Annotated in this window: 25 protein-coding genes; 15 read left to right on the top strand and 10 right to left on the bottom strand. The window is 69.5% G+C overall.

The genetic code is table 11. From position 1 onward, the window contains the following. Positions 1–229: 229 nt before the first annotated feature. The gene (locus HZ989_RS14295) at positions 230–1156 is read right to left on the bottom strand and encodes a hypothetical protein (protein ID WP_209321465.1); all 927 of its coding nucleotides are present in this window, start codon (positions 1154–1156) and stop codon (positions 230–232) included. Positions 1157–1253: 97 nt separating this feature from the next. Between HZ989_RS14295 and HZ989_RS14290 the strand changes: the two genes are divergently transcribed. After that, a complete protein-coding gene (locus tag HZ989_RS14290) occupies positions 1254–1430 on the top strand; it encodes a hypothetical protein (RefSeq protein ID WP_209321464.1) in 177 nt (58 codons plus the stop codon). A gap of 153 nt (positions 1431–1583) precedes the next feature. On the opposite strand, the gene HZ989_RS14285 is transcribed toward HZ989_RS14290, so the two are convergent. Further along, complete coding sequence (locus HZ989_RS14285; RefSeq protein WP_209321463.1) at positions 1584–4265, bottom strand: M14 family zinc carboxypeptidase; 2682 nt, start codon at positions 4263–4265, stop codon at positions 1584–1586. Between the two features lie 126 nt (positions 4266–4391). Between HZ989_RS14285 and HZ989_RS14280 the strand changes: the two genes are divergently transcribed. The 3 genes from HZ989_RS14280 (at position 4392) to HZ989_RS14270 (ending at position 5959) form a co-directional block, all read left to right on the top strand. Next, on the top strand, positions 4392–5078 hold the full coding sequence (locus tag HZ989_RS14280; RefSeq protein ID WP_209321462.1) for a hypothetical protein: 687 nt from the start codon (positions 4392–4394) through the stop codon (positions 5076–5078). A 76-nt stretch (positions 5079–5154) separates the two neighbouring features. Beyond that, positions 5155–5757 carry a hypothetical protein gene (locus HZ989_RS14275; protein ID WP_209321461.1) on the top strand — a complete coding sequence of 201 codons (603 nt, stop codon included), beginning with the start codon at positions 5155–5157 and terminating at the stop codon, positions 5755–5757. Then, entirely contained in the window at positions 5750–5959 is a 210-nt protein-coding gene (locus tag HZ989_RS14270) for a helix-turn-helix transcriptional regulator (protein WP_209321460.1), read from the top strand. Before HZ989_RS14275 ends, HZ989_RS14270 begins: the two co-directional genes overlap by 8 nt. 9 nt (positions 5960–5968) lie before the next feature. Here HZ989_RS14270 and HZ989_RS14265 read toward each other — a convergent pair whose 3' ends face one another. Then, a complete protein-coding gene (locus tag HZ989_RS14265; RefSeq protein ID WP_245162542.1) occupies positions 5969–6400 on the bottom strand; it encodes a type II toxin-antitoxin system PemK/MazF family toxin in 432 nt (143 codons plus the stop codon). A 6-nt stretch (positions 6401–6406) separates the two neighbouring features. Next, positions 6407–6664, bottom strand: coding sequence for a type II toxin-antitoxin system prevent-host-death family antitoxin (locus HZ989_RS14260; protein WP_209321458.1), 258 nt, complete (start codon positions 6662–6664; stop codon positions 6407–6409). A gap of 137 nt (positions 6665–6801) precedes the next feature. Between HZ989_RS14260 and HZ989_RS14255 the strand changes: the two genes are divergently transcribed. The 4 genes from HZ989_RS14255 to HZ989_RS14240 all read left to right on the top strand — a co-directional run bounded on the left by HZ989_RS14255 (position 6802) and on the right by HZ989_RS14240 (position 10094). Continuing rightward, on the top strand, positions 6802–7131 hold the full coding sequence (locus tag HZ989_RS14255) for a PadR family transcriptional regulator (RefSeq protein WP_209321457.1): 330 nt from the start codon (positions 6802–6804) through the stop codon (positions 7129–7131). Positions 7132–7155: 24 nt separating this feature from the next. Next, positions 7156–8313, top strand: coding sequence for a hypothetical protein (locus HZ989_RS14250; RefSeq protein WP_209321456.1), 1158 nt, complete (start codon positions 7156–7158; stop codon positions 8311–8313). Positions 8314–8467: 154 nt separating this feature from the next. Then, positions 8468–9592, top strand: coding sequence for a bifunctional transcriptional activator/DNA repair enzyme AdaA (locus HZ989_RS14245; protein ID WP_209321455.1), 1125 nt, complete (start codon positions 8468–8470; stop codon positions 9590–9592). After that, positions 9573–10094, top strand: a complete 522-nt coding sequence (locus HZ989_RS14240; protein WP_209321454.1) for a methylated-DNA--[protein]-cysteine S-methyltransferase — start codon at positions 9573–9575, stop codon at positions 10092–10094. Before HZ989_RS14245 ends, HZ989_RS14240 begins: the two co-directional genes overlap by 20 nt. Before the next feature lie 214 nt (positions 10095–10308). Here HZ989_RS14240 and ilvA read toward each other — a convergent pair whose 3' ends face one another. Beyond that, entirely contained in the window at positions 10309–11829 is a 1521-nt protein-coding gene (gene ilvA / locus HZ989_RS14235; RefSeq protein WP_209321453.1) for a threonine ammonia-lyase, biosynthetic, read from the bottom strand. Positions 11830–12040: 211 nt separating this feature from the next. Between ilvA and nadA the strand changes: the two genes are divergently transcribed. The 4 genes from nadA to nadC are packed head-to-tail and all read left to right on the top strand — an operon-like array spanning position 12041 to position 16333. Beyond that, positions 12041–13117, top strand: coding sequence for a quinolinate synthase NadA (gene nadA / locus HZ989_RS14230; protein ID WP_209321452.1), 1077 nt, complete (start codon positions 12041–12043; stop codon positions 13115–13117). Continuing rightward, entirely contained in the window at positions 13114–13959 is an 846-nt protein-coding gene (locus HZ989_RS14225; protein ID WP_209321451.1) for a metalloprotease, read from the top strand. The genes nadA and HZ989_RS14225 overlap by 4 nt, the downstream gene beginning before the upstream one ends. Continuing rightward, positions 13956–15467 carry an L-aspartate oxidase gene (locus HZ989_RS14220; RefSeq protein WP_209321450.1) on the top strand — a complete coding sequence of 504 codons (1512 nt, stop codon included), beginning with the start codon at positions 13956–13958 and terminating at the stop codon, positions 15465–15467. The genes HZ989_RS14225 and HZ989_RS14220 overlap by 4 nt, the downstream gene beginning before the upstream one ends. Further along, on the top strand, positions 15464–16333 hold the full coding sequence (nadC, locus tag HZ989_RS14215) for a carboxylating nicotinate-nucleotide diphosphorylase (protein WP_209321449.1): 870 nt from the start codon (positions 15464–15466) through the stop codon (positions 16331–16333). Before HZ989_RS14220 ends, nadC begins: the two co-directional genes overlap by 4 nt. A gap of 54 nt (positions 16334–16387) precedes the next feature. Here nadC and HZ989_RS14210 read toward each other — a convergent pair whose 3' ends face one another. After that, a complete protein-coding gene (locus tag HZ989_RS14210) occupies positions 16388–17431 on the bottom strand; it encodes a cell wall hydrolase (RefSeq protein ID WP_209321448.1) in 1044 nt (347 codons plus the stop codon). Between the two features lie 515 nt (positions 17432–17946). On the opposite strand from HZ989_RS14210, the gene HZ989_RS14205 reads away from it, so the two are divergent. Continuing rightward, entirely contained in the window at positions 17947–18129 is a 183-nt protein-coding gene (locus HZ989_RS14205; protein ID WP_209321447.1) for a hypothetical protein, read from the top strand. Positions 18130–18381: 252 nt separating this feature from the next. Further along, on the top strand, positions 18382–18741 hold the full coding sequence (locus HZ989_RS14200; RefSeq protein WP_209321446.1) for a DUF6481 family protein: 360 nt from the start codon (positions 18382–18384) through the stop codon (positions 18739–18741). 74 nt (positions 18742–18815) lie between these two features. Here HZ989_RS14200 and HZ989_RS14195 read toward each other — a convergent pair whose 3' ends face one another. The 4 genes from HZ989_RS14195 to selD form a co-directional block, all read right to left on the bottom strand. Next, positions 18816–19667, bottom strand: a complete 852-nt coding sequence (locus HZ989_RS14195; protein WP_209321445.1) for a DUF6065 family protein — start codon at positions 19665–19667, stop codon at positions 18816–18818. A 74-nt stretch (positions 19668–19741) separates the two neighbouring features. Then, entirely contained in the window at positions 19742–21043 is a 1302-nt protein-coding gene (locus tag HZ989_RS14190; protein WP_209321444.1) for a dicarboxylate/amino acid:cation symporter, read from the bottom strand. Then, positions 21040–22122: a tRNA 2-selenouridine(34) synthase MnmH gene (gene mnmH, locus HZ989_RS14185; protein ID WP_209321443.1), complete on the bottom strand. Its 1083-nt coding sequence runs from the start codon at positions 22120–22122 to the stop codon at positions 21040–21042. The genes HZ989_RS14190 and mnmH overlap by 4 nt, the downstream gene beginning before the upstream one ends. Then, positions 22119–23162, bottom strand: coding sequence for a selenide, water dikinase SelD (gene selD, locus HZ989_RS14180; protein ID WP_209321442.1), 1044 nt, complete (start codon positions 23160–23162; stop codon positions 22119–22121). Before selD ends, mnmH begins: the two co-directional genes overlap by 4 nt. 144 nt (positions 23163–23306) lie before the next feature. Between selD and HZ989_RS14175 the strand changes: the two genes are divergently transcribed. Next, positions 23307–23972 (top strand): glutathione S-transferase family protein, encoded by a 666-nt coding sequence (locus HZ989_RS14175; protein ID WP_209321441.1) that lies wholly within the window; start codon positions 23307–23309, stop codon positions 23970–23972. Positions 23973–23988 lie beyond the last annotated feature (16 nt).

The raw sequence follows: 23988 nt of genomic DNA, 5'->3' as shown, positions 1-23988 counted from the left end.
CCTGCGCCGGGAGACTTTCGCCCGGTTCGCGGGAGACGTGCAACGCAAAAACCCTCTCCCGGCGGGAGAGGGTTTGAGCCCCCGATCAGGTCGGGGGAAGCGATGTGTCTTGAGCCGAAAGGGTGAGGGAGGGGTGCGAAAGGGTGACGGGGTGCCCCTCACCCTTTCGCGTGGCCGATCGCTTCGCTCCCGGACGCTCAAGCCCTCTCCCGACGGGAGAGGGAAGTCTTTAGCGCCGCACCCGCGCCTGGACCTCCAGCTCGCCGAGGCGGCGGTCGAGGTAGGCGCGGTCGTCTTGCGACGGCTGGGTGCGGCTGTAGGCGGCTTCGAGGTGGGTGAGGTCGTCGAACGGGACGCGGACGGCGTCCTGCTGGCCGCGCGGCAGGGTGTAGAGGGCGCGCTCGATGGCGGTCAGGCGATCGCGGGGGCTCTGGCTGTAGCCGCCGCCGTTGTTGCCGGTGGTGTAGCCGGTGTCGCCGACGCGGGCGTCCAGGGCGTCGAGGCGGGTCTCTATATCGGCGCGCTCGCGGGCGGTCAGGCCGTCCCGCTGATCGCCGGCCTCGACCTGGACCAGAGAATAGTAGTCGGCGCGCAGCCGGGTGGCCTCGGTGCGGGTCAGGCGGCGGGCGCCGACGGCGGCGTCGACGCGGGCCTCGAACGCGCGGCGGCCGTCTGCGACCGACCGATAGCCGCCGACGTCGTCGCCATAGCCGCCGTCCTCCACCGCCAGGGTCAGGGCGTTGTAGCGGGTGGTCAGGTCCTGACGCTCCTGCGTCGTGAAGCGGCCGTCGCGGGCATAGGAGGCCTCCCGCTGGACCAGGGCGTCATAGTCGGCGCGGATGCGGTCGCCGCTGTACGCCGCGATGGCACCGGAGCGAATCTGGGCGTCCAGCTGGCTGTCGAAGGTGGCCTGCTGCGACGCCAGCGGACGCCGGCCCCGGCTCCATTCCGCATCGGCGGTGCCGGAGGTCTGGCCGCCCAGAAGCTGCTGCAGAATCTGGCCGAAGACCTGCTGGCCGGTCGAGGGCTGGCCGTATGGCGACGGGGTCTGGTTGTACGGGGTCTGGTAGTAGGGCGTCTGGGCCGTGGCGACCGAAGCGGTGGCGAGCGCGAGGGTTCCGGCCGCGAGGGCGGTGAAGGTCTTCAGCGATGTCATGGGGATCTTTCCGGGGTCTGGCCCTGTTCGGATGAGAGAACGGCGTCGGCTGGTTATGGTTGCTTCGGGGCCCGGTTCGCCGTGCTAGGGTCAGGGCATGACCGACGAAGCGAACGACCCGGTAACGCCCGCCGAGACCCCGGCCCGCAAGGCCTTGCGGCTGAAGCAGGCGCGGCTGGAGGCACGGCCCAAACCGCCCCGGGGCGGGAAGTTCCAGAAGGATCAGGCGGCGGGCGTCAATCCGGGCGCCAACCGTCCGTGGACGCACAAGTAGGCGATGCCTCCTCCCCCGTCGGGGGAGGGGGACCGCCGAGCGCTTGCTCGGGGGTGGAGGGGCCAGCCACAGTTCGCCTGTTCGCGGCGAGCCCCCTCCGTCACGGCGCGAAGAGGCGCCGCGCTACCTCCCCCGCCGGGGGAGGATTGCCGCCTACCAGCGCGGCGAACTATGGGCCGGGCCGAGGAAGATGGCGTTGATCAGCAGGGGCTTCAGGCCCTCCAGATAGCCGCGCACGGTCGGGTCCTGGGTGAAGGCGACCAGCTGGCCGCTGCCCAGGCTCTCGCTCATGACGAAGGGCTTGAAGGCCAGCTGGCGGCGGTTCTGCTCCCAGATCTGGCCGGACTGGACCAGGTCGTCCGGGCCCGAGAAGCGCACGACATTGGTGCCCTGGCCCCGGGTCAGGGGGCTGTAGATGTCGCCGCCCTGGACCAGGACATTGACGCTGGACGCCATGCCGACCGAGAGCCAGTGTTCGGGATCGACCTCGGCCCTGAGCAGGGCCCCCGCGACGCTGTCGGGTGGGCCGCCGCCGGCCAGGATCAGGGCATGGTAGTCTGAGGCATCGGCGATGACGGTGGCGTCGGCCTCGTCGTCCGCGGCCTCCTCGCCCGCCGCGTCCTGACGGCGCGAAGCCAGCATCTTTGAGTCCTCCGCGGTCAGCAGTCGGGTGGCGCGGCCGAGCGAGATCAGGGTCCCGCCACGCTCGACCCACGCCCGCAGGGCGGTGACGCCGTCCTCGCCCAGGGTGTCGGCATAGCCGCCGCCGGACGGCAGGATCAGGACCTGGAAGGCCGACAGATCGGCCGAGGACAGGTTGGCGGTGCGGATGGCGGTGACCGGATAGCCGAACTCGCGCTCGACGATATAGCGGGCCGCCCCGGCGGCGGAGGGGTCGGTGGGATCGTCCCAGGCCAGGGCGACGCGGGGCGCGCGGACCAGCACGGCGTCGGACGAGCCGAAGCCGGGGCCGTCGGAGACCCAGCTGTCGGCCACCCCGGTGATGCGGGCGCCCGTGGTGGCGGCCAGGGTGGTCAGGGTCTCTGTCAGATCGGCGGGGTTGCCGGCGCGGGGGATGACCATCGTGCCCGACGGCCATCGGCGACCGTCCTTGGTGAAGCCGTGCTCCATGGAGCGGAGCGTTATGCCCTGCCGGACGGCGGCGACCATCAGCTTCAGGCCCGCCGAGCCCGGCTCGACCAGATAGCCGAAGGCTGCGGAAGGCCCGGCGATGGCGGCGGGGCGGACGAGGTCGCGACCGGCCGGGGTGGTGGCGATCGACGGTGCCGATGCGCAGCGGGCCGAGGGCACATTGAACATCAGCGGCAGGGACCAGGCGGTGACGTCATAGATCTGGTCGCCCAGGCCGCGCGCGCGCCGCCGCTCCTGTTCGGCCAGAAAGTCGGCGGAGAGCGGCACGTCCTTCGACAGCAGCACCTCGGCCATGCGGCGCCGCGGCTGGCCGAGGTTTACGACATAGGAACCGGCGGCATAGGACTGGCCGCAGGCGGTGAAGGCGGCACCGGCCTGGCCGACCTCCAGACCCGAACGGGTCAGCAGGCCCGCCAGCCGATCCACGGTGCCCGGATCGGACGGATTGGCCGACAGGATGAAGGCCCCGCGCCCGCCCTCGACCCCGTCGCGGCCGAAGGCATAGGCGTTGTTCAGCAGCCGGTCGTGGTTGGCGCTGGCGGCCTCGATCGTCGACAGGCTCGCGATCAGGTGATGCCGGACGGTGTCGCGATAGGTCAGGATCTCGCCGGACGAGCGACGGGCGGCCAGGCCCCGCGCGGAGCCCTGTTCATAGGTCATGGAGACCACGCCCAGATAGGCGGGCCAGCCGTCGCCATAGCCGGGGTAGAAGGCGTCGTAGACCTGACGGTTGAAGTAATCGACGCCGGCCGCATCGAAGCGCCGGGCGGTGTTGCGGCCGATCAGTTCGCGGCTTTCCAGCGTCGCCGGAAAGATCAGCGGGTTCAGGGGCTGGGCCTCGGGCGGGAAGAAGAAGCTGGCGTCGGTGCCCATCTCGTGGCTATCGACCATGACCTGGGGCTGCCAGTCCAGGACCAGGGCGGCGTGGCCCTGCGTCTCCGGCTGGGTCTGGATGAACCAGTCGCGGTTCAGGTCGAACAGGTCGTGATTGTAGCGCCCGCCGGGCCAGGGCTGATCGCGTTCGGCCGACAGGGCGTCGGGGTTCGGCGTGGTGCCGAAGCCGCCGTAGAAGCTGTTCAGGAAGCGGTCGCGGCCGTCCGGGTTCTGGGTCGGAACGACGACGACGACGGTGTTGGCCAGCCAGGCCTGGACGGCCGGATCGCGGCTGGCCAGCAGGTGGTGGGCAGCAGCCATGGCGGCATCGGCGGGGCTGATCTCGTCGCCATGGACCGAATAGGCCATCCAGACCAGGACGGGCTGGTCTGCGATCAGGCCTTGTGCCTGGGCCGGAGAGGTGACGCGCGGATCGGCCAGGGCGCGGGCATTGGCCTTGATCTGGTCAAGGCGGGCGATGTTCCGGGCCGAGCCGACGGCGGCCCACCACAGGGGGCGGCCCTCGTGCGTGCGGCCATACTCGCCGATGACCATCCGGTCGGGCGACCCGGCGGCCAGGGCCTCGAAATAGCGGCGGACATCCGACGGGCGGGTGATCCAGTCGCCGCTGTCATAGCCGAGGACGGCACGCACCGTCGGGACGGCCGGGTCGAAGGTCGTGCCCGCGATCAGGGGCGAGGCGGCGACAGGGGCAGGGACCCGGACGGGGGTCTGGGCCAGGGCGGGGCCGCCGAGGGCGACGAGAAGCGCGAGGCATGACCCTGCGAGGCGGCGGAAGGCGGTCGGCATGGATGGATCCCCGTAACTGTCGTCACCCTAGCCGGGTCGGCGAAAAAGGAAACCGGGGCTTGACCGGATGTAACCCATAGGTGATATGTAACCCCAAGGTGACATGTAGAGCTCGGAGAGATGGACGTGGCTGAAAGCAGCTTCAAAAAGGCGGATGAGGCGTTCGCAAGGAAGTCGCGATGGCTGATCGCGCTGATGGGGCTGGGCATTGTGGCGGCCGTGACCGGCTTCATCGGCGGCAGTGACAAGGATGGGGACGTCGCAACCAACTTCGGCATCTTGGCGGGCGTGGGAATAGCGTTGGTGCTGGGCGGTGCCGTCATGCTGTGGATCCACATTGCGGCCAGGGCCATCGGGGACGATCCGGGCGGGTCCATCAAGCGCGAGCGCCTGCAGACCCAGCGGTCGCGACAGCTCTGGGTGTTTCCGGTTTTGGCGTTCTTCTTCCTGATCCAGGCCATTCCGGCGGCCGGGAACATCATCCGGCGAACGGGAGACACGGGTGATTACCTGCACATGGTGCTGCCCGTGCTTTACGCCTGGATGGCGACCGCGATCGTGATGGGGTGGGACGGGCAGACCCGCAAGGAAAGGAAGTTTCTGGAGGACGAACTGACCCGGGTGCTGCGCGCGCGGGCCATGTCGTGGGCCTTTATCGCCCTGATGGCTGGCGTGACGGCGTCTCTGGGGCTGGGGTTGTGGCGACAGGACCTGGGGATCGCGTCTCTGCCGCTGGTTCTGTCGGCCGCCGGGGCGACCGCCGCCATCCGCTTCGTCTGGCTGGACCGCGAGGCGGGGCAGAACGATGGCTGATCTGCGATCCACTCTCCAGAAGGCAAGCGGCCTCCTTATCGGCCTTGGTGTTTGTCTGCTGGTCGTGGGCGTGACCTTGCGCGACGCCTATGGCGATCCTCTGGATCACGGCCTGGCACCCGGTATCGACGGTCGATGGACGAACGTCGCGATCGGAACCGGTTTTGCGATGCTGGTGATCGCGGGATTGATGCTGCTGTTCACCTATCAGAGCGCGGCGGCAAGGCGGCGGGCCATGGATCCGCGCCGGGCCGAAGGGGCCCAGCGTCTCAGGGTGTGGACCCTGCTGATCTATTCGCTCGTTCTGGTCGTGTTTTCCGTACCGTCGTCGTTGGAGATCGGGCGCTTGATGATCGGGGCGAGCCCGCCGCATGACGGACGGGCGCTCGGCGTGGTGCTGACCTACGTGTGGCTGGTGCCCCTCGTCCTGATGGGTTGGGATTATCGATCGCGGATCAACCGCCGCTGGCTGAACGATGAGCTTTCGCGGAACATGCGGGCGCAGTCGCTCATGCTGGCCTTCTTTGTGCTTCTGGCCGGGGTCACGGCGGCGCTTGCACTCACAATGGTCCAACCCGCCTGGGGACTCATGGCCCTGCCGCCTGCCCTGGGTCTAGCGGTGGCATCGGCGGCATTGCGCTTCGCGTGGCTGGACCGCGAGGCGGGCAAGGATGGGTGATCCGCGTCTGGGGTCGCGGCTGAAGGAAATCCGGACCGAAGCCGGACTGACCCAGGCCGAGCTGGCCGACCGCGCAGGCGTGTCGCGCAAGACCATCAACACGGTGGAGAACGGCGTCTTCGTGCCCTCGACCCTGCTGGCCCTGTCGCTGGCCAGGGCGCTGGGGACGACTGTGGAGAGGCTGTTCTACCTGGTGGAGTGAGGGGTTCCTTCAGTCATTCCGGAATGTCTGAGCCAGGCGGCCAGACCGGGCGAGCCTCAGGACGCGATCCTTCAGGCGTCGATACAGGGCATCGGGCAGAAGGCCGTAGGCATAGGTGCCAGAGCCGCGTCGGATCGGTCGCAGATCGACGCCGGGCCAGACGAAGCGATTGAGATCGGCGGCCACGATCCACGAACGGTCTCCGTCGAGGCCGAGACGGGCCTTGGTGGCGGCCGGAATCTCGACGGCGCTGTCGGGGTAGCGAGGCGGAGCGTGGGTGACGGGTGCGACCGTGACGATGGTCTGCCCGTCGCGATCCTCGACCGAAAGCACGATCACGCAGGGCCGGTCCTTTCGGCCTTCCTGTCGGCCACGCAGGGCCTCGTCACGCCAGAGGTAGGCATAGCAGACGACGAGGCCGGGGACGGGCCGGGGAAGCACCAAGCCTTAGTCCAGCTCGACATCGAAAGCGCGCGCCTCGGCGGGAGCCTCCGAGGCTGCCAATGCCGCCAGGGATGCTTCGTCCAGTTCCCACGGATAGAGTGGCTGGCGATCATTGGCCTTGAGCCTGCGATATTCAGCAGCGGACAACAGCACCAACCGCTCGCGACCATGGCTGGTGATCGAGACGGGTTCAGTGAGGGCGGCTTCGCTGATGCGGCCATAGGCTTTCAGGAAATCGCCGGATGAGATGGTGATGGCCATTCCGACAGTTTGACGAATTTCTCGAGTTTTTCAACTTTGGCATTGTTGCGGGTATCGCCGTCGAGCGCTTGACTCCCTCACACAGTATGCGGCATACACTGTGTGTCACACACTATGTGACGTGAAGGACCAAGCGCGTGACCGTCGACGCCGACCTGTTTGAATCGATGCGGCTGGAGCTGCGGCGCGGGTCGCTGGTGCTGGCGGTGCTCGCCTGTCTCCGGACCGAGCGGTACGGCTATACGCTGCGTCAGGCCCTGGCTGCCGACGGGCTGGAGATGGAGGAATCGACCCTCTATCCGCTGCTGCGCCGGCTGGAGAGCCAGGGCCTGCTGAACAGCGAATGGCGCGAGGAGGAGAAGCGGAAGAAGCGCTTCTATGTGCTGTCGCCCCTGGGCGTGCAGCTGCTGGCCCGTCTGGGCGACGAGTGGCGGGCGATCAGCGTCTCGCTCGACAAGATTCTCTGACATTTCGGATTTGAGGGGAGCGTCATGAACGCCAGGACCGAAGACATGATCGATCGCTATCTGGAGGCCGTCGCGGCCCAGCTGCCGGTCGAGGAACGCGACGACATCATCGCCGAGCTGAGGGACCTGATCCTGAGCCGCGTCGAGGCGCGCGAGGCGGAGAAGGCGCGGCCGCTGACCGATGACGAGCGCGAGGCGATCCTGAAGGAGATCGGCCATCCGCTGGTGGTGGCCGCGCGGTACCGGAAGGGGCCGGACAGTCTGATCGGGCCGGAGCTGTTTCCCTACTGGCTGTACGGCGCCAAGGCGGGGCTGCTGATCCTCGGGGCCGTGTTCGCGCTCGGTCTGCTGATCCGGCTGATCGGCGGGTCCGCGAACTTCGGCCAGGACATCGCCCAGGCCTTCCACGGCTTCTTCGGTGCGGCCCTGACGCTGATCGGGGCGCTGACACTCGCGGGGGCCGTGATGGAGCATTACGCCATCCGGCCGAAATGGTTGACCGACTGGCGGGTCAAGGATCTGGGCGCGTTCGGCCTGTCGGACCCCTCGACCTGGGGCATGGCGGCCAAGTCTGCGGGCGAGCGGATGCAGGCGCGCAGCGATGGGCGCCGGTCCACGGTTCCGTTCGGCGTGCATCTGGGCGGCGGCGGCAACGACGTCGGCAATGCGGCCTTCACCTTCATCGCCATGGGGATGTTCGCCCTGTGGTGGCTCGGGATCGTGCATTTCCCCGGGACGGCAGGCGTCATCTCCATCGACGGAGAGAATGCGACGCTGAGCCCGGCGACGATCTGGGCGACCCTGTTCGTGCCGATCCTCGTCTATGCCTTGGCGCGGATGGGGGTGGCGCTGTTCACAATCATCCGGCCGCCGGCGGTCCGGATGCGGGCGGGGCTGAACATCCTGATGGCGGCGTTCGGGTTGTGGCTGATCTGGATGATCTTTCAGGCGAGCGACTGGTTCACCCTTTCCGTCGGGGCCGACAGCGCCCGGATCGCGGGCGACATGACCATGCTGGACCTCGACCGGCTGCGGACGATCGGCGACGGGCCACGCGACCTGGCCGGCATCGCCTCGACCCTGTCCCTGGGCATGACCTGGTGGCTGGCCATCATGGGGCTGAGCCTGGTGTGGAAGGTGGCGAAGAACGTGGGACGACTGTTCCAGTCCTCACCCGAGTAGCGGAGCGGAACGGGGGAGGGCGCAACCCCGGACGCGGTGCCGGCTCCCGCCCCCTCCACCCCCCTTCGGGCGGTCCCCCTCCCCCGCGAAGGGCGGGGGAGGATAAGTCCGAAAACCGCGAGACATCGGCGGTGTCCCGGGTCATCTTCGCGGCATGGAAATGCGCACCGAACCGCTCGATCAGGAGGCCTGCTACCGCGCGGCCCTGACGCGGGATGCCCGGTTCGACGGGCGGTTCTTCGGCTGCGTGAAGACGACGGGCATCTATTGTCGGCCGGTCTGTCCGGCGCGGACCCCGAACCGGGAGAACATGATCTTCGTCGTCACGGCGGCGGCGGCGGAGGAGGCGGGGTTCCGGGCCTGTCTGCGCTGCCGGCCGGAGACGGCTCCTGACATGGGGGCCTGGCGCGGCACCTCCAACACCGTCAGCCGGGCGCTGAGCCTGATCGAACAGGGGGCTCTGGATGAGGACGATGTGGATGCCCTGGCCGGGCGGCTGGGGGTCGGGGAGCGGCAGCTGAGGCGGCTGTTCCGCCAGCATCTGGGCGCCGCGCCGGTCAGCGTGGCCCAGACGCGGCGTGTGCTGCTGGCCAAGGCCCTGATCCAGGAGAGCGATCTGTCGATGGCGCAGGTGGCGCTGGCGTCCGGCTTCGGATCGGTGCGGCGGTTCAACGAGACGTTTCAGGCGCTGTACGGGCGGCCACCGTCGGCGCTGCGGCGGGGCAAGGACCGGGTGTCGGACGGAGGCGTGAAGCTGAGCCTCAGCTATCGTCCGCCCTATGACTGGGACGCGATGTTTGAGGCGCTGATGGCACGGGCCCCGGATCAGGTCCGGGATGACAGGCCGGCAAGCCGGGTCTGGTCGCGTGAGCTGGATGCGGCGATCGACGGGGCGACGGGGCGGGTGACGGCGACGCCCGGCCCGCCGGGGCGGCTGGAGGTGCGCGTGGAGGCCTCGGACCTGAAGGCCCTGCCCGGTGTGCTGGCGCGGGTGCGGCGGGTGTTCGACCTGTCGGCGGACCCCGAGGCGATCACACGCGACCTGTCGACCGATCCGGTGCTGAGGCCCCTGGTCGAGGCGCGGCCGGGGCTGCGCTTGCCGGGCGACTGGGTGGATGCGGGCGAGGATGCGCCGTCGGACCGACTGAGCGATGCGACGCTCGTGGCACGGGCAGAGCAATGGCGACCCTGGCGGGCCTATGGGGCGCTGTATCTCGGCCTGGCCGGGATCACGGGCGCGGACCTGATGGAGAGAGACGATGAAAAACGCGCAGCCTGAGACCCTGACCCTGGACCGGATCGCGACGCCGGTGGGCGAGGTGCTGCTGGTCACCGATGCGGACGGTGCCGTGCGGGCGCTTGACTTCGTCGACTTTGAGCCCCGGATGATGCGGCTGCTGGGACGGCACGCGCCCGGCGCGACGCTGCAGATGGGCCGCGCGCCGGAGACGGTGCGGGGGGCGGTCGAGGCCTATTTCGCGGGCGATGCGACGGCGCTGGACGGGCTGACGGTCCGGACGGCGGGGACGGCGTTCCAGACGGCGGTCTGGGCCGCACTGCGCGCCATCCCGGCGGGCGAGACCCGCAGCTATGGCCAGCTGGCGGCGGCGGTGGGGTCGCCGAAGGCGGTGCGGGCGGCCGGGCTGGCGAACGGACAGAATCCGGTCGCGGTGATCGTGCCGTGCCACCGGGTGATCGGGGCCAACGGGACGCTGACAGGCTATGCGGGCGGGCTGGAGCGCAAGCGGTGGCTGCTGGCGCATGAGGGGGTGGTGTTGTGACCTTCGTCATCCTCCGGCGAGCGTAGCGAGACCGGGGGACCCAGCGGCGCCGAAGGCGATTTGTTCAAGCAGGCCGTTGATACGGAGTCCGCGGCAGGTTCGCGCTCGCGCGCGCCTCCCCCGGTCCGATCTTCGATCGGCCGGAGGATGACAATGTGTCCCCCGGTCTGCGCCGCGAAGGCGCGGCTTGCCGGAGGATGACGATCCTCGAAATCTACACCGCCTCCAGGAACAGTTTCGTCGCCGGGTTGTCGGTCTCGTCGACATAGGGATAGCCCAGCTCGGCCAGGGCGGTGGTCAGGGCGGGCTGTTCGGCGGGCGGGACGGAAATGCCTGCCAGCACCCGGCCGACGTCGTCGCCGTGGTTGCGGTAGTGGAACAGGGTCAGGGCCCAGGCGGGTTTAAGACTGTTCAGGAAGCGCAGGAAGGCCCCCGGGCGCTCGGGGAATTCGAAGCGCAGGATCCGTTCGTGCGGCAGGCCGGTGGCGCGGCCGCCGACCATGTGGCGGACATGCAGCTTGGCGGTCTCGTTGTCGCTCATGTCCTCGACAGCGTAATCGCCGGACCGCAGCGTTGAGATGAGATCGTCCTTCTCGTGCGGACCCTGCTTCAGGGCGACCCCGACGAAGATGTGGGCGCGACCTTCGCCCGACCAGCGGTAGTTGAACTCGGTCACCGAGCGGCCGTCGAGCGCGGACAGGAAGCGGCTGTAGACGGCGCGGTCGTCGGCCATGGCCACGGCCAGCAGGGCCTCGGTGCCCTCGCCGATCTCGGCGCGTTCGGCGATGTGGCGCAGGCGATCGAAATTGACGTTGGCCCCGGAGTTGACCGCGATCAGGGCACCCCCGTCGGCATCCGGATGGGCGGCGGCCCAGGCCTTAAGGCCTGCCAGTGCGAGCGCCCCCGACGGCTCGGCCACGGCGCGGCTGTCGTCGAAGATGTCCTTGATGGCGGCGCAGATGGCGTCGTTGTCGACGGTGACGATGTCGTCCAGCAGGTCCCTGCACAGGCGGAAGGTCTCGGTTCCCGCCTGACGCACGGCCACACCGTCGCAGAACAGGCCGACCTGGTTCAGGGTCACGACCTCGCCCGCTGCGATGGCGGCCTGCATGCAGGCGGCGTCGACGGGCTCTACGCCGATGACCTTCGTTCCGGGCCGGAGGAATTTGACGATGGCCGCGACCCCGGCGGCCAGACCCCCGCCGCCGACGGGCACGAAGATGGCTTCGATCGGCCCGGAGTGCTGACGCATGATCTCCAGCCCCACCGTGCCCTGGCCTGCGATCACATCGGGGTCGTCGAAAGGGTGGATGAAGACCGCGCCGTCGTCTGCGGCCATGCGGCTGGCCTCGGCGAAGGCCTCGTCGAAGGCGTCGCCATGCAGGATGACGTCGCCACCCAGGGCGCGCACGGCCGCGACCTTGATGGGCGGGGTGGTGACCGGCATGACGATGGTGGCGGTCGCGCCCCGCTTCCGGGCGGCGAAGGCGACGCCCTGGGCATGGTTGCCGGCCGAGGCGCAGATGACGCCGCGCGCCAGCTCCGGGCCGGACAGACCGGCGATCTTGTTGTAGGCCCCGCGGATCTTGAACGAGAAGATCGGCTGCAGGTCCTCGCGCTTCTGCAGCACGGCGCGTCCAAGCCGTCGGGTCAGGCCGGGCAGGGGGTCGAGCGGTGTCTGGATCGCCACGTCATAGACGCGGGCGGTCAGGATCCGGCGGAGGGTTTCTTGCATGGGAGGACGATCAGGCAGGGGTTCCGTGGAGGAACTATCTCGCCCACGGCGCATTTGCGAACGGATTTCCCTCACATGACCGAATTTCGTCCGGACGACTGTGGGTCAGGGCGCGCCCGATCGGTCGTTCACCCGCCCTTGCACCCGTCCGTCATCGGCCTATATTGCTCGCAGTTATGCTAACTTTGAGCATAAGGGTCGGGAGGCCGCATTGGTCGTCAGTCTGCAGCTGGATCGCAAGATCGCCGAGGAGACCGCGCCGGTCTGGGCCAAGGTCAAGGACTTCGTCACGCCGATGGAGTGGCCGGATCAGGCGCGACTGATCTCCGAGATCAACGCCCTGAAGCGCGAACGCGACGCGGTCATCCTGGCGCACAACTATATGACGCCCGAGATCTTCCACGGGGTCGGCGACTATGTCGGCGACAGCCTGGGCCTGGCCAAGGAGGCGGCGAAGTCCAGTGCGAAGGTGATCGTGCAGGCGGGCGTGCACTTCATGGCCGAGACGTCCAAGATCCTGAGTCCCGACAAGACCGTGCTGATCCCCGACCTGAAGGCCGGCTGCTCGCTGGCCGAGGCGATCACGGGGGCGGACGTGCGTCTGATCAAGCAACGCTATCCCGGCATTCCGGTCGTCACCTATGTGAACACCACGGCCGACGTGAAAGCCGAGACCGACATCTGCTGCACATCCGCCAACGCCGTTCAGGTGGTGGAATGGGCAGCGAAACAATGGGGCGTCGACAAGGTCATCCTGATCCCTGACGAGTTCCTGGCGCGCAATGTCGCCGCCCAGACGACGGTCGGCATCATCGCCTGGAAGGGTCGCTGCATCGTCCACGAGCGGTTCCGCGCCGCCGACATCGAGGAGATGCGTCAGGCGTATCCCGGTGCCGAGATCCTGGCCCACCCGGAATGCCCGGAGGACGTGCTGGCGGCTGCGGACTTCGCCGGATCGACGGCAGCGATGACCGACTACATCACCACGAGAAAGCCGCGTCAGGTGGTGCTGATCACTGAATGCTCGATGGCGGCCAACATCAAGGGCGACGTGCCCGAGGTCCAGTTCATCGGGCCGTGCAACCTGTGCCCCTATATGAAGCGGATCACCCTGACGAATATCCGCGACTGCCTGCGGGACATGCGCTTCGAGGTGACGGTGCCGCAGGAACTGATCGCGCCCGCCGCCCTGGCCGTGCAGCGGATGATCGACCTGCCGCCGCCGTCGGTGCCGGCGCGCTATGACATGGTCAAGGCCCGGCACCATGTGTCGGTGGAGCTGATATGAGCGAGATCGGTCCCTGGGGTGCGCGCGACGGGCGCGCGGCAACACCGGGTGTCAGCGCCGAAACGGCCGTGCCCGCCTCCAGCCCCGGTGCACCGCCGATCGACAAGGGACAGAGCCTGCCCTGGGCGATCGGATCGACCCTGCTGCTGGGCGGGTTCATCTGGTTGACCACAGGCAGCTGGGTCGTCGCAGTGGCGGCGATCTTCGGCCTGTTCGTGCACGAGTACGGACACGTTCTGGCGATGAACCGGCTGGGGATGGGACCGGCGAAGATCTACATCATCCCCTTCCTCGGCGGGCTGGCGCGGGGGCAGCGGAACCCCGACAGCGAATGGCACGGGGTGCTGGTGGCGCTGGCGGGGCCGGCGTTCGGCCTGCTGGCGATCCTGCCGGTGGTGGGCGTGTGGCTCGCGACCGGCGACGATGCCTGGATGCTGGGGGCCTTCTTCATCGCCATGATCAATCTGGTGAACCTGGCCCCCGCGCCGCCGCTAGATGGATCGAAGGCGCTCGGCCCCGTGCTGGCCCGGATCGATCCGATGGTCGAGAAGGCGGCGCTGATTGCGATAGGCGGTCTGGCGGTCTGGTGGGGCGTGTCCACCGGGCGCTGGATCCTGGCCATCTTTCTGGGCCTTGCCGTGTTCGGGTCGCTGCAGCGTGGCGCGTGGCGGCCGGGCGAGACAAAGCTGACCTGGCCCGAGGCGGCGAGGTCCCTGGGCCTGTTCCTGCTGACCGGGGCGGCCTGTCTGGGCGCGGCGATCGGCGTGCTGCTGCCGATCGCGGACGGCTCTCCGGGCGAGGCTCTGTCCATCGCCGCCCGCTTCATCGGTTTCGACCAATGAGCCGGATCGTGCACGATGGACCGCTGATCATCGGCGGCGGGCTGGCCGGCCTGTCGGCCGCGCTGGCGGCCGCGCCGCGACCCGTTCTGGTCATCAGTCCGGCCCCCCTGCTGGAAGCCGCCTCGAGCGCCTGGGCGCAGGGCGGCGTGGCGGCGGCCCTGTCGAGGGACGACGCACCTGCGCTGCATCTGAAGGACACCGAGGCGGCCGGGGCCGGTCTGGTCGACCACCATGCGGCCGAGGTCCTGACGGACGAGGGCCGTTCGACGGTCGAATGGCTGGCGTCTCTGGGCGCACCGTTCGACCGGGACGCGGCGGGCGAGTTCTCCGTCAGCCTGGAGGCGGCCCATTCGAAGGCGCGGGTGGCGCGGGTCGGCGGCGACGGCGCCGGGCGGGCGATCCTGTCGGCCCTGGTCGACTCGGTCCGGGCGGCGACGCACATCACGGTGTGGGAGGACGCGCGTCTGAGGTCGCTGATCCAGGACCAGACCGGCCGGGTGCGCGGCGCGGTGATCGAGCATCCGGGCGGGACCCTGGTCGAGGTGCTGGCCCCGGCCGTGGTGCTGGCGACCGGCGGCGCTGGCGGGCTGTTCGGGGCGACGACGACCCCGACCGCGCTGAAGGGCGAGGGCATGGCCCTGGCCTGGGCGGCGGGGGCCGAAATCCTCGATCCGGAGTTCGTGCAGTTCCACCCCACGGCCATCGATGTCGGCCTGGACCCCATGCCGCTGGCGACCGAGGCGCTGCGGGGCGAGGGCGCGCGGCTGATCGACGGGGAGGGACGTTTCCTGCTGGGCGAGGCACCGGATGCGGATCTGAAGGCGCGCGACATCGTGGCCCGTGCGGTCCACGCAGCGCGGACGGCCGGGCGCGGGGCCTTGCTGGATGCGACCCGGGCGATCGGCGCGCATTTTCCGACCGAATTTCCGGCCGTGTTCGCCGCCTGTATGAAGGCCGGGCTGGACCCACGCACGACACCGATCCCGGTGGCGGCGGCGGCTCACTATCACATGGGCGGAATCGGCGCGGACCCGGACGGACGTACCAGCCTGCCGGGCCTGTTCGCGGTCGGGGAATGTGCGGCAACAGGGGTCCATGGTGCCAACCGTCTGGCGTCCAACTCCCTGCTTGAGGCTGCCGCGTTCGGGCGCCGGACGGGGCGGCTGGCGGCGACCATGATGGCCGGGACCGGGCCGGTTGTCGTCGGGGTGGTGATCGACGACCTGCCGGCCGAGGCGATGCTGGAACTCCGCGCGGGCATGAGCGCCAACTGCGGCGTGGTCCGCAACGGCGACGGCCTGCGGCGTCAGATCGCGCTCATCGACCGGCTGGAGGCGACCTGCGGGGCGGCACCGGCCCTGGTCGCGGCCCGACTGATCGTAGAGGCGGCCCTGGCCCGGCACGAGAGCCGGGGCGGGCATTATCGCATCGACTACCCGGACACGGCGTCGGTGGCGCGGCACACCCGCTTGTGTCGGGCAGAGATCGAGGCGATGGCGGCGGAATGATCCCGTCGCTTCCCGATATCCTGATCCTGCCGATCGTGCGCGCCGCACTGGCCGAAGACCTGGGCCGGGCCGGCGATGTGACGGCGGCGGCCTGTATCCCGGACGGCGCGCGGATGCGGGCGGTCTTTGCGGCGAGGAAGCCAGGCGTGCTGGCGGGCATCGATTGCGTGCGGCTGACCGTGCTGGAGATCGACCCGGATGCGTCCGTCGACCTGCGGATGCAGGACGGGGACGCGTTCGAGGCAGGGGCCGTGCTGGCCGAGGTCGAGGCGGACGCGCGGGCCTTTCTGTCGGCGGAGCGCACGGCGCTGAACCTGCTGGGACGGCTGTGCGGGATCGCCACTCTGACGCGGGCCTATGTGGAGGCGGTGGCCGGTACAGGGGCGCGGATCGCGGACACGCGCAAGACCACGCCCGGCCTGCGCGCGCTGGAGAAACACGCGGTGCGCTGTGGCGGGGGCATCAATCACCGCTTCGGCCTGGATGACGCCATCCTCATCAAGGACAACCACATCGCCGTCTGCGGCGGCGTGGAGGCGGCGATCACGGCCGCGCGCGCGCATGTCGGCCACCTGATGAAGATCGAGGTCGAGGTGGACGGGCTGGATCAGCTGGACGTCGCCCTCGGGATGGTCGCCGGGGGTCGGGGGCCGGACGTCATCATGCTGGACAATTTCGACCTGGCGATGCTGGCCGAGGCGGAGCGGCGGAGGCGAGGTGGCGGACACCGGGTGGTGCTGGAGGCGTCCGGCGGTGTGAATCTGTCGACCGTGCGGGGCATTGCCAAGACGGGCGTGGACGTGATCTCGGTGGGCGCGCTCACCCATTCGGCATCGGTACTGGATATCGGTCTGGACGCGGTCTGACATCGGTCCGGGGTCGTGCGATGGCACGTTCCGGACCGGCAGGCGCGCGACCGATCAGGCCTTCGGCGTGGTGGCGGGCTGGACCTGGGCCGGTGTCGTGGCCGGGGCGGTCGGTGCCTGAACCGGGGGCGATGCAGGCTGGATCGCCGGGGCCTGAGTGGCCGGGGCCGATGTCGTGCCGGACGCCAGGTTTTCCTGAGCCACGAGGGCCGTATAGGCGATCGCCTCGCCCGCCTGACGCAGGCTGGTCGAGGGGTCGATGCCGGCATAGACGGTGTGTTGCATCTCGCCGCCGCTCGATGGCCGCGTCTGATAGGCGAAGGCGCTGGTGGTGCCCGAGCGACCGCCGAAGCGGTAGAAGACGTGATTGCCGACCTGGCCGACACGCATCAGCGAGTTCCGCCACGACGGCGAGACGCCTGTGGTGTGAAAATGGGTCGCATTGCCGACGCCGGCATAGACCGAGCCGGACAGGGCCGCCGAGGCGATCGAGCGCGCCCGGTTCCAGGCAACGCGGTTGACGGTGCCGCGCATCGAGCCGTCGCAGGTGAAGCTGAACTGGCAGCCGACCCGACGGCCGGCTCCCTGGAAGACGACGCCGCAGATGCTGTTCGGGAAGGCCGCATGGCGCGCGCGGTTCAGCACGACCTGGGCCACGGCGCGCATTCCGTCGGCACCCTCGCCGCGCGCCTCATAGTAGGCCGCCTGGGTCAGGCATTCGAGGTCACGGCTGTCATCGAGGGCGTTGCCGAGGTGGAAGGGCCGCGGGGCGTCCGACAGGCTGGCGCGTCGCAGACCGGCATCCATACGCTGCGGACGAAGCTGCTCCAGGCGGGCGGTCAGCAGTTCGGCCTGGCGGTCACGCTGGGCGGAGCCGGCCACGGTGTACGGATCGTGACGACGGGCAATGGCCAGGGCGCTGGCGTCCAGACCTCCGGCGGCAGCGGCCAGGGCTTCCTCGGTGAAGCCGGCGGAAGTCGCCCCCTCGAGCCGTTCGGCCTGGGCACGCACGGTCGTCGCCTTCGCGACGGTGCCGCCCAGATAGGCACAGCCGATTCCCAGCCCCAGGACGCCGCCGAACATCGCTGCCGCCGTCATGGGCCGAATCCGGGCCACACGATCGGCGCGCGAGATCGCACGCGTCTGCGAGGGATGGATCAAAGGCGTCGTCCTATTCAACAGGGCGGGAAGCTGCCCCTTGGTCGTCTGCAGAACCGGGCGAAATGGTGTGTCGCGGTCCGGTTTGCGAATCGAGGCTCGGTGAACGCCAAGCCATCGAAGAAATCGCCTTAAGCCATCCGTTTATGGCACCAATGTGTTTGATTCGCAACTCCGTACTGCAGCGCAGCATCCGACGACCAGTTTTCGACCAGGGTGAGGTGAATCGGCACCACCTTATGAACAGGCCAATGGTTTTCGTATTCAAATCTGTATCCTGATGCACAGAGCCTTCGTGGAGCGATTAACGGAATTGAAAAAACCACTCTGGTGGCCGCCCTTTATTGTATTCGATGCCTTTCGCTCGCTCATGCGAACTGGAGCCCGGTCCGGGGCGTGGAACCTGTGCCGTGATCCGGCGTTTCGAGCCCGTCATTCCCGGAAGGACCCAGACCATGCACCGCGCCATCCTTGCCTCCATGGCCCTGTTCGCCCTGCCGCTCGCCGCCTGTGGCCAGACGATCGAACAGCGCGCGGCCACGGGTGCCGTGGCCGGAGCCGTTGTGGCAGGACCCGTGGGCGCGGCGGTCGGTGGCGCGGCCGGAACCGCCGTCGGTCAGGCCAGCAGGCCGGACTGATCTGGCTCCGTCGCGTGCCGACCGCCACTGGATCATCGCAGGCGGCTTCCCATATGCGTCGGCCTGCCTGCGACACCGGCGCGACGGTCGCCCAGGAACCGCGCCGAAAGCGGTTCCATAAATGGCTGCGCGCTTGATTTTTGCCGCCGTTTCGGGTTTGCCGACCGCCGGATGCCGTGACGCATCCTGATCGCGTCGTCCGGCTGATCCGGACGGGCGACCCAAACCCTCGAAGGACGACCGACCGCCCGCATGAGAGATCTGAAACAGACCGGCTTCAACGACCGCATCACGGCCCAGCAGGAGGCCAAGAAGGCGCTGCTGGCCAAGTTCAAGCCCAAGCCGACCGTGACCGACCCCGAGTTCGACCGTCTGGCCGAAAAGCGCGCGGCGGAAAAAGAAGCCCTGCGCCTGCAGCACGAGGCCGCAAAGGCCGAGGAACGCCGCATCAGGCAGGAGCGTGAAGAAGCCCGTCTGGCTGCCATGCGCGAGACCGAGGAGGCCAAAGAGGCCGAGAAGCGCGCCGCTCGCAAGGAGCGCAAGCAACTCACCAAGGAAGAGCAGAAGGCCGCACGCGACGCCCGCTACGCCGCCCGCAAGGCGCGTCGCTAGAACATGATCGCTTGAGGCAGAACCGCGAAGCGGTTCGACCTCAGCCGATCCGGCTCCAGGCCGGCCTCGCGCCTCTACCCCTTCTCCCCCTCCCCCCGCCCGGCCGGGCAGACGCGGCGCGAGCCGGTCTGGCGGAAGGGGGACAGGCGAAGCTTTGATTCGTGGTCGGCCGGGCCGGGCGTGCCGTCGGGGTGCAGGCCGCGGTAGTAGAGCTTCTGCCACTGGTCGGCCGGGGTCTTGGGCTGGGTCCGCTTGACCCAGTCCTGGAAGTCCAGCCGCGCCTGTCGCCAGGCGTCGAACGAGGCCAGCAGCTCGGGGTCGTCCTCCATCGGGCGCAGTTCGGGCTTCAGCCGTTCCAGCACGCCGCGCGGCGTGGGGAAGAAGAAGCAGAAGGGCTCGTTCTCCTCGAACCGGATCCAGACGTCGGGCCGGGTGAAGCGCCAGTTCATGGTGAAGGTGTAGGGCGACCAGTCGGTCTCGATCACGCCCCCCATGGGGGCGATGCCGTCCTTCATGGCGTTGGGCGGGCCGCCGACCCACAGGTTCCAGCCCTCCGACGTGCGGAAGATGCCGTCGACGTGAAACGTCAACGTGCCGCTGCCGAACAGGGCGTTCGGGGCCCTGGACTTGTCCGCCCCCGGATCCAGCACGATCTCGACCGCCCCGGCATGGTCGCCGCCGTGCCAGCGGGCGGAAAAGCCGCAAGGGTTCAGCACCTCCCAGCCATGGGTGTTGGCGACGGCCAGGGGCAGGCAGCGATAGGCGAAGCTCTCGGGCGTCGCGGTCATCCAGTCGCGGCGCGGTGAGGCGGGCGCGATGCGCGGGGCCCAGCCGTCGCGCACATGGCAGATCAGTTCGGTCTCGGCCGACCGGAGGGGCGCGTCGGGGCGGCGCGCCGGGGCCGATCCCTTCAGCCGTTTCCTCATCTTCTGCCCCCGTCGTTGTGGTCTGGGACTTATGGCATGGGGCAGGCGGGGTCGTAAGGGCGACCGCCTGGCGATCAGATGCCCGAGGCCGCCTCGGGGTCGGCGGTGGCATCGCGGCCCTCCACGATCCGCGCCGCCGCCAAGTCCGCCGTGACGTTGCCGACCGTGCGGAAGATGTCGGGCACGACCTCGACCGCCAGCAACAGGGGCAGGACCTGCAGCGGGATGCCCATGGCCAGACAGATGGGGCCGATGGAGGCGAAGAAGCTGACCTGTCCGGGCAGGCCGACGGTGCCGACGCTGATGGCGAGGGCCGCCACGCTGCCGGCCAGCAGGACCTGCGGTGACAGGGCGACGCCGAACAATTTGGCGCAATAGATGGCGACGGCAAGGTTGGCGACGGTCGAGGTGATGCGGAACACCGCCACCGCCAGCGGCAGGACCAGACCCGCCGTCGGGGCCGAGACCCCCAGCCGCGTCGTCGCCCGCTCCACCATCACCGGCAGACAGGCCAGGGACGACTGGGTGGAAAATGCCACCACCTGGGCCGGGGCGACGGCCGAGGCGAACCGCGACAGGCTGATCCGGCCGAACACGACGGCGATCCCATAGGTCAGCAGGATCAGGCCGATCAGGCTGAGCACGACCAGGGCGATATAGTGACCCAGCACGCCCGCGGCCCCGAGCCCGGCGCGCAACCCCACGCCCATGGCCAGGGCGAACACGCCCAGCGGCGCGACGGCCAGCACCCACTGGACGATGACGATCATGGTCTGGGCCACGGCCTCGAAGAACAGGGCCACGGGCTGGCGCAGGCGCTCGGGCAGTTTCGTCGTGGCGAAGCCGAACGCGATGGCGAAGACGACGATGGCCAGGATGGCGTCGTCGGCGGCCGCCCGGATCGGATTGGACGGGGTGAGGCCCGTCAGGAAGGCCTCGAACCCGCCGCCGGTGACGTTACCCGCGACCTCGCTCGCGGCCTCGGGTGGCGCTCCGGCGATCAGGGCCCGGGCCCCCGCCGGGTCGATCGGCCACAGCATATGCAGCCCCAGTGATGAGGCGACCGCCCAGACCGTGGCGACGACCAGCAGGGCCGCGAACACCAGCACCGCCTTCAAGGCCAGCCGCCCCGAGGCCGCCGCATCGGCGATAGAGGCGATGCCGGTGACCAGCAGGCTGAAGACCAGCGGGATGATGGTCATCCTGAGTGCATTGAGCCATAGCTGACCCAGGGCATCGACGACGGCGATGGTCCCCGTCCCGCCCGGAATGCCATACGCCTGCGCCGCCGCCCCCGCGGCCACGCCCCCGACCAGGGCGATCAGCACCCACAGGCTGAGGGAGGTCAGGACGGAGTGGGTGCGCGATGGGGTCATGAGGAGACGCTAGTGCCTTCGCCGGTCTGTGGGGAGAGGGTTGCAACCATACGATCCGCCGCCCGGTCCAGCGCCCCGTCGGACACCTCCGCCATCTCCACCCGGCCCAGCACCGGCCGGTCCCGCCGCGCCGCCATCCGGCGATAGGCGGGGTCGTAGTGATCGGCGATGAGGGCGGCGGCCAGGGCCTCGACCTGGCCCTCGCGCGCCAGGGTTTTCCAGCCCGCCACCGTCTCTTTCGAATGGTGCGGCGGCAGGCGGGTCAGGGCGGTCTCCAACGCCGACGGGTCGGCCGCGATGTCGGCATAGACCCGGGCGGAGAAGGCGGCGCGGGCGGCCACGGGAGCGGACAGTTCGACCACCGACGCCCGGCCCATGGCGGCCCACAGGGCGGGCGGCACGGTGCGGGCCCCGATGCGGCTGCTTTCGGCCTCGACGACCAGCGGGCGGCCCGGGTCCAGCCCTTCGAGCGCCACGAACAGCCGGCTCTCGAACAGCTTCTGCGACGGCTGTGGTTGACCCTTCAACGCCCCGAACAGGGAGCCGCGATGCGCTGCCAGTCCCTCCAGATCGATGACCTGAACCCCGCGCTCCGCCAGCCGGGCCAGAAGCGCGGTCTTGCCCGAACCGGTCCCGCCATCCAGGAGCACGACCTGCCGGTCCGCGCCATCGCCATACAGCGCCGTCTGGACCGTGCGCCGCCAGGTCATGTAGCCGCCGTCCAGCACCGTGACCGGCCAGCCGATCTGGTCCATCACCGCCGCCATGGCCCCCGAGCGCTGTCCGCCGCGCCAGCAGTGGACCAAGGGGCGAAAGCTGCCGTCCCGGTCCTTCAGCGCACCGTCCAGATGGGCGGCGATGTTGCGCGCCACCTTCGCCGCCCCGATGCGCCGGGCGAGGAATTTGGACGACTGGACATAGAGGGTCCCGATCTCGGCCCGCTCGACGTCGTCCAGCACCGGCAGGTTGATGGCCCCCGGAATGTGATCCAGGGCGAACTCGGAGGGGCTGCGCACATCGAGGATGGCGTCGAAGCCGGCGCGGGCCGTCGGCGAAAGATCGATCGTGCGCCGGATCAAACGACCCGCACCCCGGTGCCCTCGACCGTCCGGCCGACGACCGCCGCCCGGTCGAAGCCGGCCGCACGGACCCGGGCGAGAACATCAGGGGCCGCGTCGGGGGCCACCGCGATCAGCAGGCCGCCGGAGGTCTGCGGGTCGGTCAGCAGGTCGCGCCGCCAGCCGTCGAACCCGCCCGGCAAGGCCACGCCCGCGCCGTAGCTGTCCCAGTTCCGCCCTGAGGCCCCGGTCCGCACGCCGTCACGCGCCAGGGCCTCGACCCCGTCCAGCAGAGGAACCGCGCCCGCCTCGATCTCGACCGCCCGTCCGGACCCCCGCGCCATCTCCAGCGCATGGCCCAGAAGACCGAAGCCGGTCACATCGGTCAGGGCGTGGACCGCATCGACCTCCGCCAGATCGGCCCCGACCGCGTTCAGCCGGGTCGTCGAGGCGAGCATTGTCGCATAGCCGGCCTGATCCAGCCGCCCCTGCTTCAGCGCCGCGCTGAGCACGCCCACGCCCAGTCCCTTGGTCAGGATCAGGACGTCGCCGACCTGTGCGCCCCGGTTGGTCCGCACCCGGTCGGGATGCACCAGCCCCAGGGCAACCAGCCCGTAGATCGGCTCGACGCTGTCGATCGAGTGGCCGCCCGCGACCGGGATCCCGGCGTCGGCGCAGACGCTGGCCCCGCCTGCGAGGATCTGTCCGATCGTCCCGGTCGACAGCACGTTCACCGGCATCCCGACCAGCGCCAGCGCCAGGATCGGTCGCCCGCCCATGGCATAGACGTCGGACAGGGCATTGGTCGCGGCGATCCGGCCGAAGTCGAACGGATCGTCCACCACCGGCATGAAGAAGTCCGTGGTCGCCACCAGCGCCTGGGTGTCGTTCAGCCGCCAGACCGCCGCGTCGTCGGAGGTCTCGGTGCCGACCATCAGGCTGGTGAAGGCCGCCGCCTGTGGCATTCCGGCCAGGATGTCGCGCAGGACGCCGGGCGACAGCTTGCAGCCGCATCCCCCGCCGTGGGCGAGACTGGTCAGGCGCGGTTCGGGCGTGGTCATGCGCCATGGTGTGGGCGAAACCGCGCAGGGTTTCAACGCCGGTGAGCCGGGGGCGCGTCCGGTGCTGGCGGACAGGCTGACGCCGGGCTTGCGCTCCGTGGCGTCAACTCCGCTAATGTGACGCGTCGTCAGCGGAGCCGTACCATGATCGTCGTCCATCACCTGAACAACTCCCGATCGCAGCGCGTGCTGTGGCTGCTGGAAGAGATGGGCCTGCCCTATGAGGTGAAGCGCTACGAGCGCGACGCAAAGACCATGCTGGCCCCGCCCGAGCTGCGCGCCATCCACCCGCTGGGCAAGTCGCCGGTGATCCAGGACGGCGATATCGTGGTCGCCGAGACCGGGGCCATCGTCGAATATCTGCTGGAGGCCTATCCCGGGCGGGGGCTGAAACCCCAGCCGGGCACGCCGGAAGGGCGCCGCTTCACCTACTGGCTGCACTATGCCGAGGGGTCTGCCATGACGCCCCTGCTGCTGAAACTGATCTTCGGCCAGCTGCCGACCCGGTCGCCGGGTCTGGTCAGGCCACTGGTCAAGGCGATCTCGAACAAGGCCCAGACCGGCTTCATCGACCCCCAGATCGCCAGCCACACGGCCTACTGGGAGGCCGAACTGGCCAAATCCGCCTGGTTCGCGGGCGAGAGCTTCAGCGCTGCCGACATCATGATGAGCTTCCCGCTGGAGGCCGGGGCCAGTCGCGCGCCCTATGGCAAGGACAAGCCCCGGCTCAAGGCCTTCCTGACCGCCATCCACGCACGCCCGGCCTATCAGCGCGCGCTCGAACGCGGCGGACCCTACGCCTACGCCTGACGGTCGCCGGGTCGGC

The sequence above is a fragment of the Brevundimonas sp. AJA228-03 genome, from assembly GCF_017795885.1.
Classification (GTDB): domain Bacteria; phylum Pseudomonadota; class Alphaproteobacteria; order Caulobacterales; family Caulobacteraceae; genus Brevundimonas.
Note: the sequence above shows the minus strand (reverse complement) of the source record. Positions and strands in the feature narration are given on the sequence as shown.

Coding starts and splice junctions, on each gene's coding strand:
- HZ989_RS14195 (WP_209321445.1), bottom strand. CDS start 19,667: ATGAGGAAACGGCTGAAGGGATCGGCCCCGGCGCGCCGCCCCGACGCG.
- HZ989_RS14270 (WP_209321460.1), top strand. CDS start 5,750: ATGGGTGATCCGCGTCTGGGGTCGCGGCTGAAGGAAATCCGGACCGAA.
- HZ989_RS14250 (WP_209321456.1), top strand. CDS start 7,156: ATGAACGCCAGGACCGAAGACATGATCGATCGCTATCTGGAGGCCGTC.
- HZ989_RS14260 (WP_209321458.1), bottom strand. CDS start 6,664: ATGGCCATCACCATCTCATCCGGCGATTTCCTGAAAGCCTATGGCCGC.
- HZ989_RS14200 (WP_209321446.1), top strand. CDS start 18,382: ATGAGAGATCTGAAACAGACCGGCTTCAACGACCGCATCACGGCCCAG.
- HZ989_RS14290 (WP_209321464.1), top strand. CDS start 1,254: ATGACCGACGAAGCGAACGACCCGGTAACGCCCGCCGAGACCCCGGCC.
- nadC (WP_209321449.1), top strand. CDS start 15,464: ATGATCCCGTCGCTTCCCGATATCCTGATCCTGCCGATCGTGCGCGCC.
- HZ989_RS14285 (WP_209321463.1), bottom strand. CDS start 4,265: ATGCCGACCGCCTTCCGCCGCCTCGCAGGGTCATGCCTCGCGCTTCTC.
- HZ989_RS14190 (WP_209321444.1), bottom strand. CDS start 21,043: ATGACCCCATCGCGCACCCACTCCGTCCTGACCTCCCTCAGCCTGTGG.
- ilvA (WP_209321453.1), bottom strand. CDS start 11,829: ATGCAAGAAACCCTCCGCCGGATCCTGACCGCCCGCGTCTATGACGTG.
- selD (WP_209321442.1), bottom strand. CDS start 23,162: ATGACCACGCCCGAACCGCGCCTGACCAGTCTCGCCCACGGCGGGGGA.
- HZ989_RS14240 (WP_209321454.1), top strand. CDS start 9,573: ATGAAAAACGCGCAGCCTGAGACCCTGACCCTGGACCGGATCGCGACG.
- HZ989_RS14175 (WP_209321441.1), top strand. CDS start 23,307: ATGATCGTCGTCCATCACCTGAACAACTCCCGATCGCAGCGCGTGCTG.
- HZ989_RS14220 (WP_209321450.1), top strand. CDS start 13,956: ATGAGCCGGATCGTGCACGATGGACCGCTGATCATCGGCGGCGGGCTG.
- HZ989_RS14205 (WP_209321447.1), top strand. CDS start 17,947: ATGCACCGCGCCATCCTTGCCTCCATGGCCCTGTTCGCCCTGCCGCTC.
- HZ989_RS14245 (WP_209321455.1), top strand. CDS start 8,468: ATGGAAATGCGCACCGAACCGCTCGATCAGGAGGCCTGCTACCGCGCG.
- HZ989_RS14225 (WP_209321451.1), top strand. CDS start 13,114: ATGAGCGAGATCGGTCCCTGGGGTGCGCGCGACGGGCGCGCGGCAACA.
- HZ989_RS14210 (WP_209321448.1), bottom strand. CDS start 17,431: ATGACGGCGGCAGCGATGTTCGGCGGCGTCCTGGGGCTGGGAATCGGC.
- HZ989_RS14295 (WP_209321465.1), bottom strand. CDS start 1,156: ATGACATCGCTGAAGACCTTCACCGCCCTCGCGGCCGGAACCCTCGCG.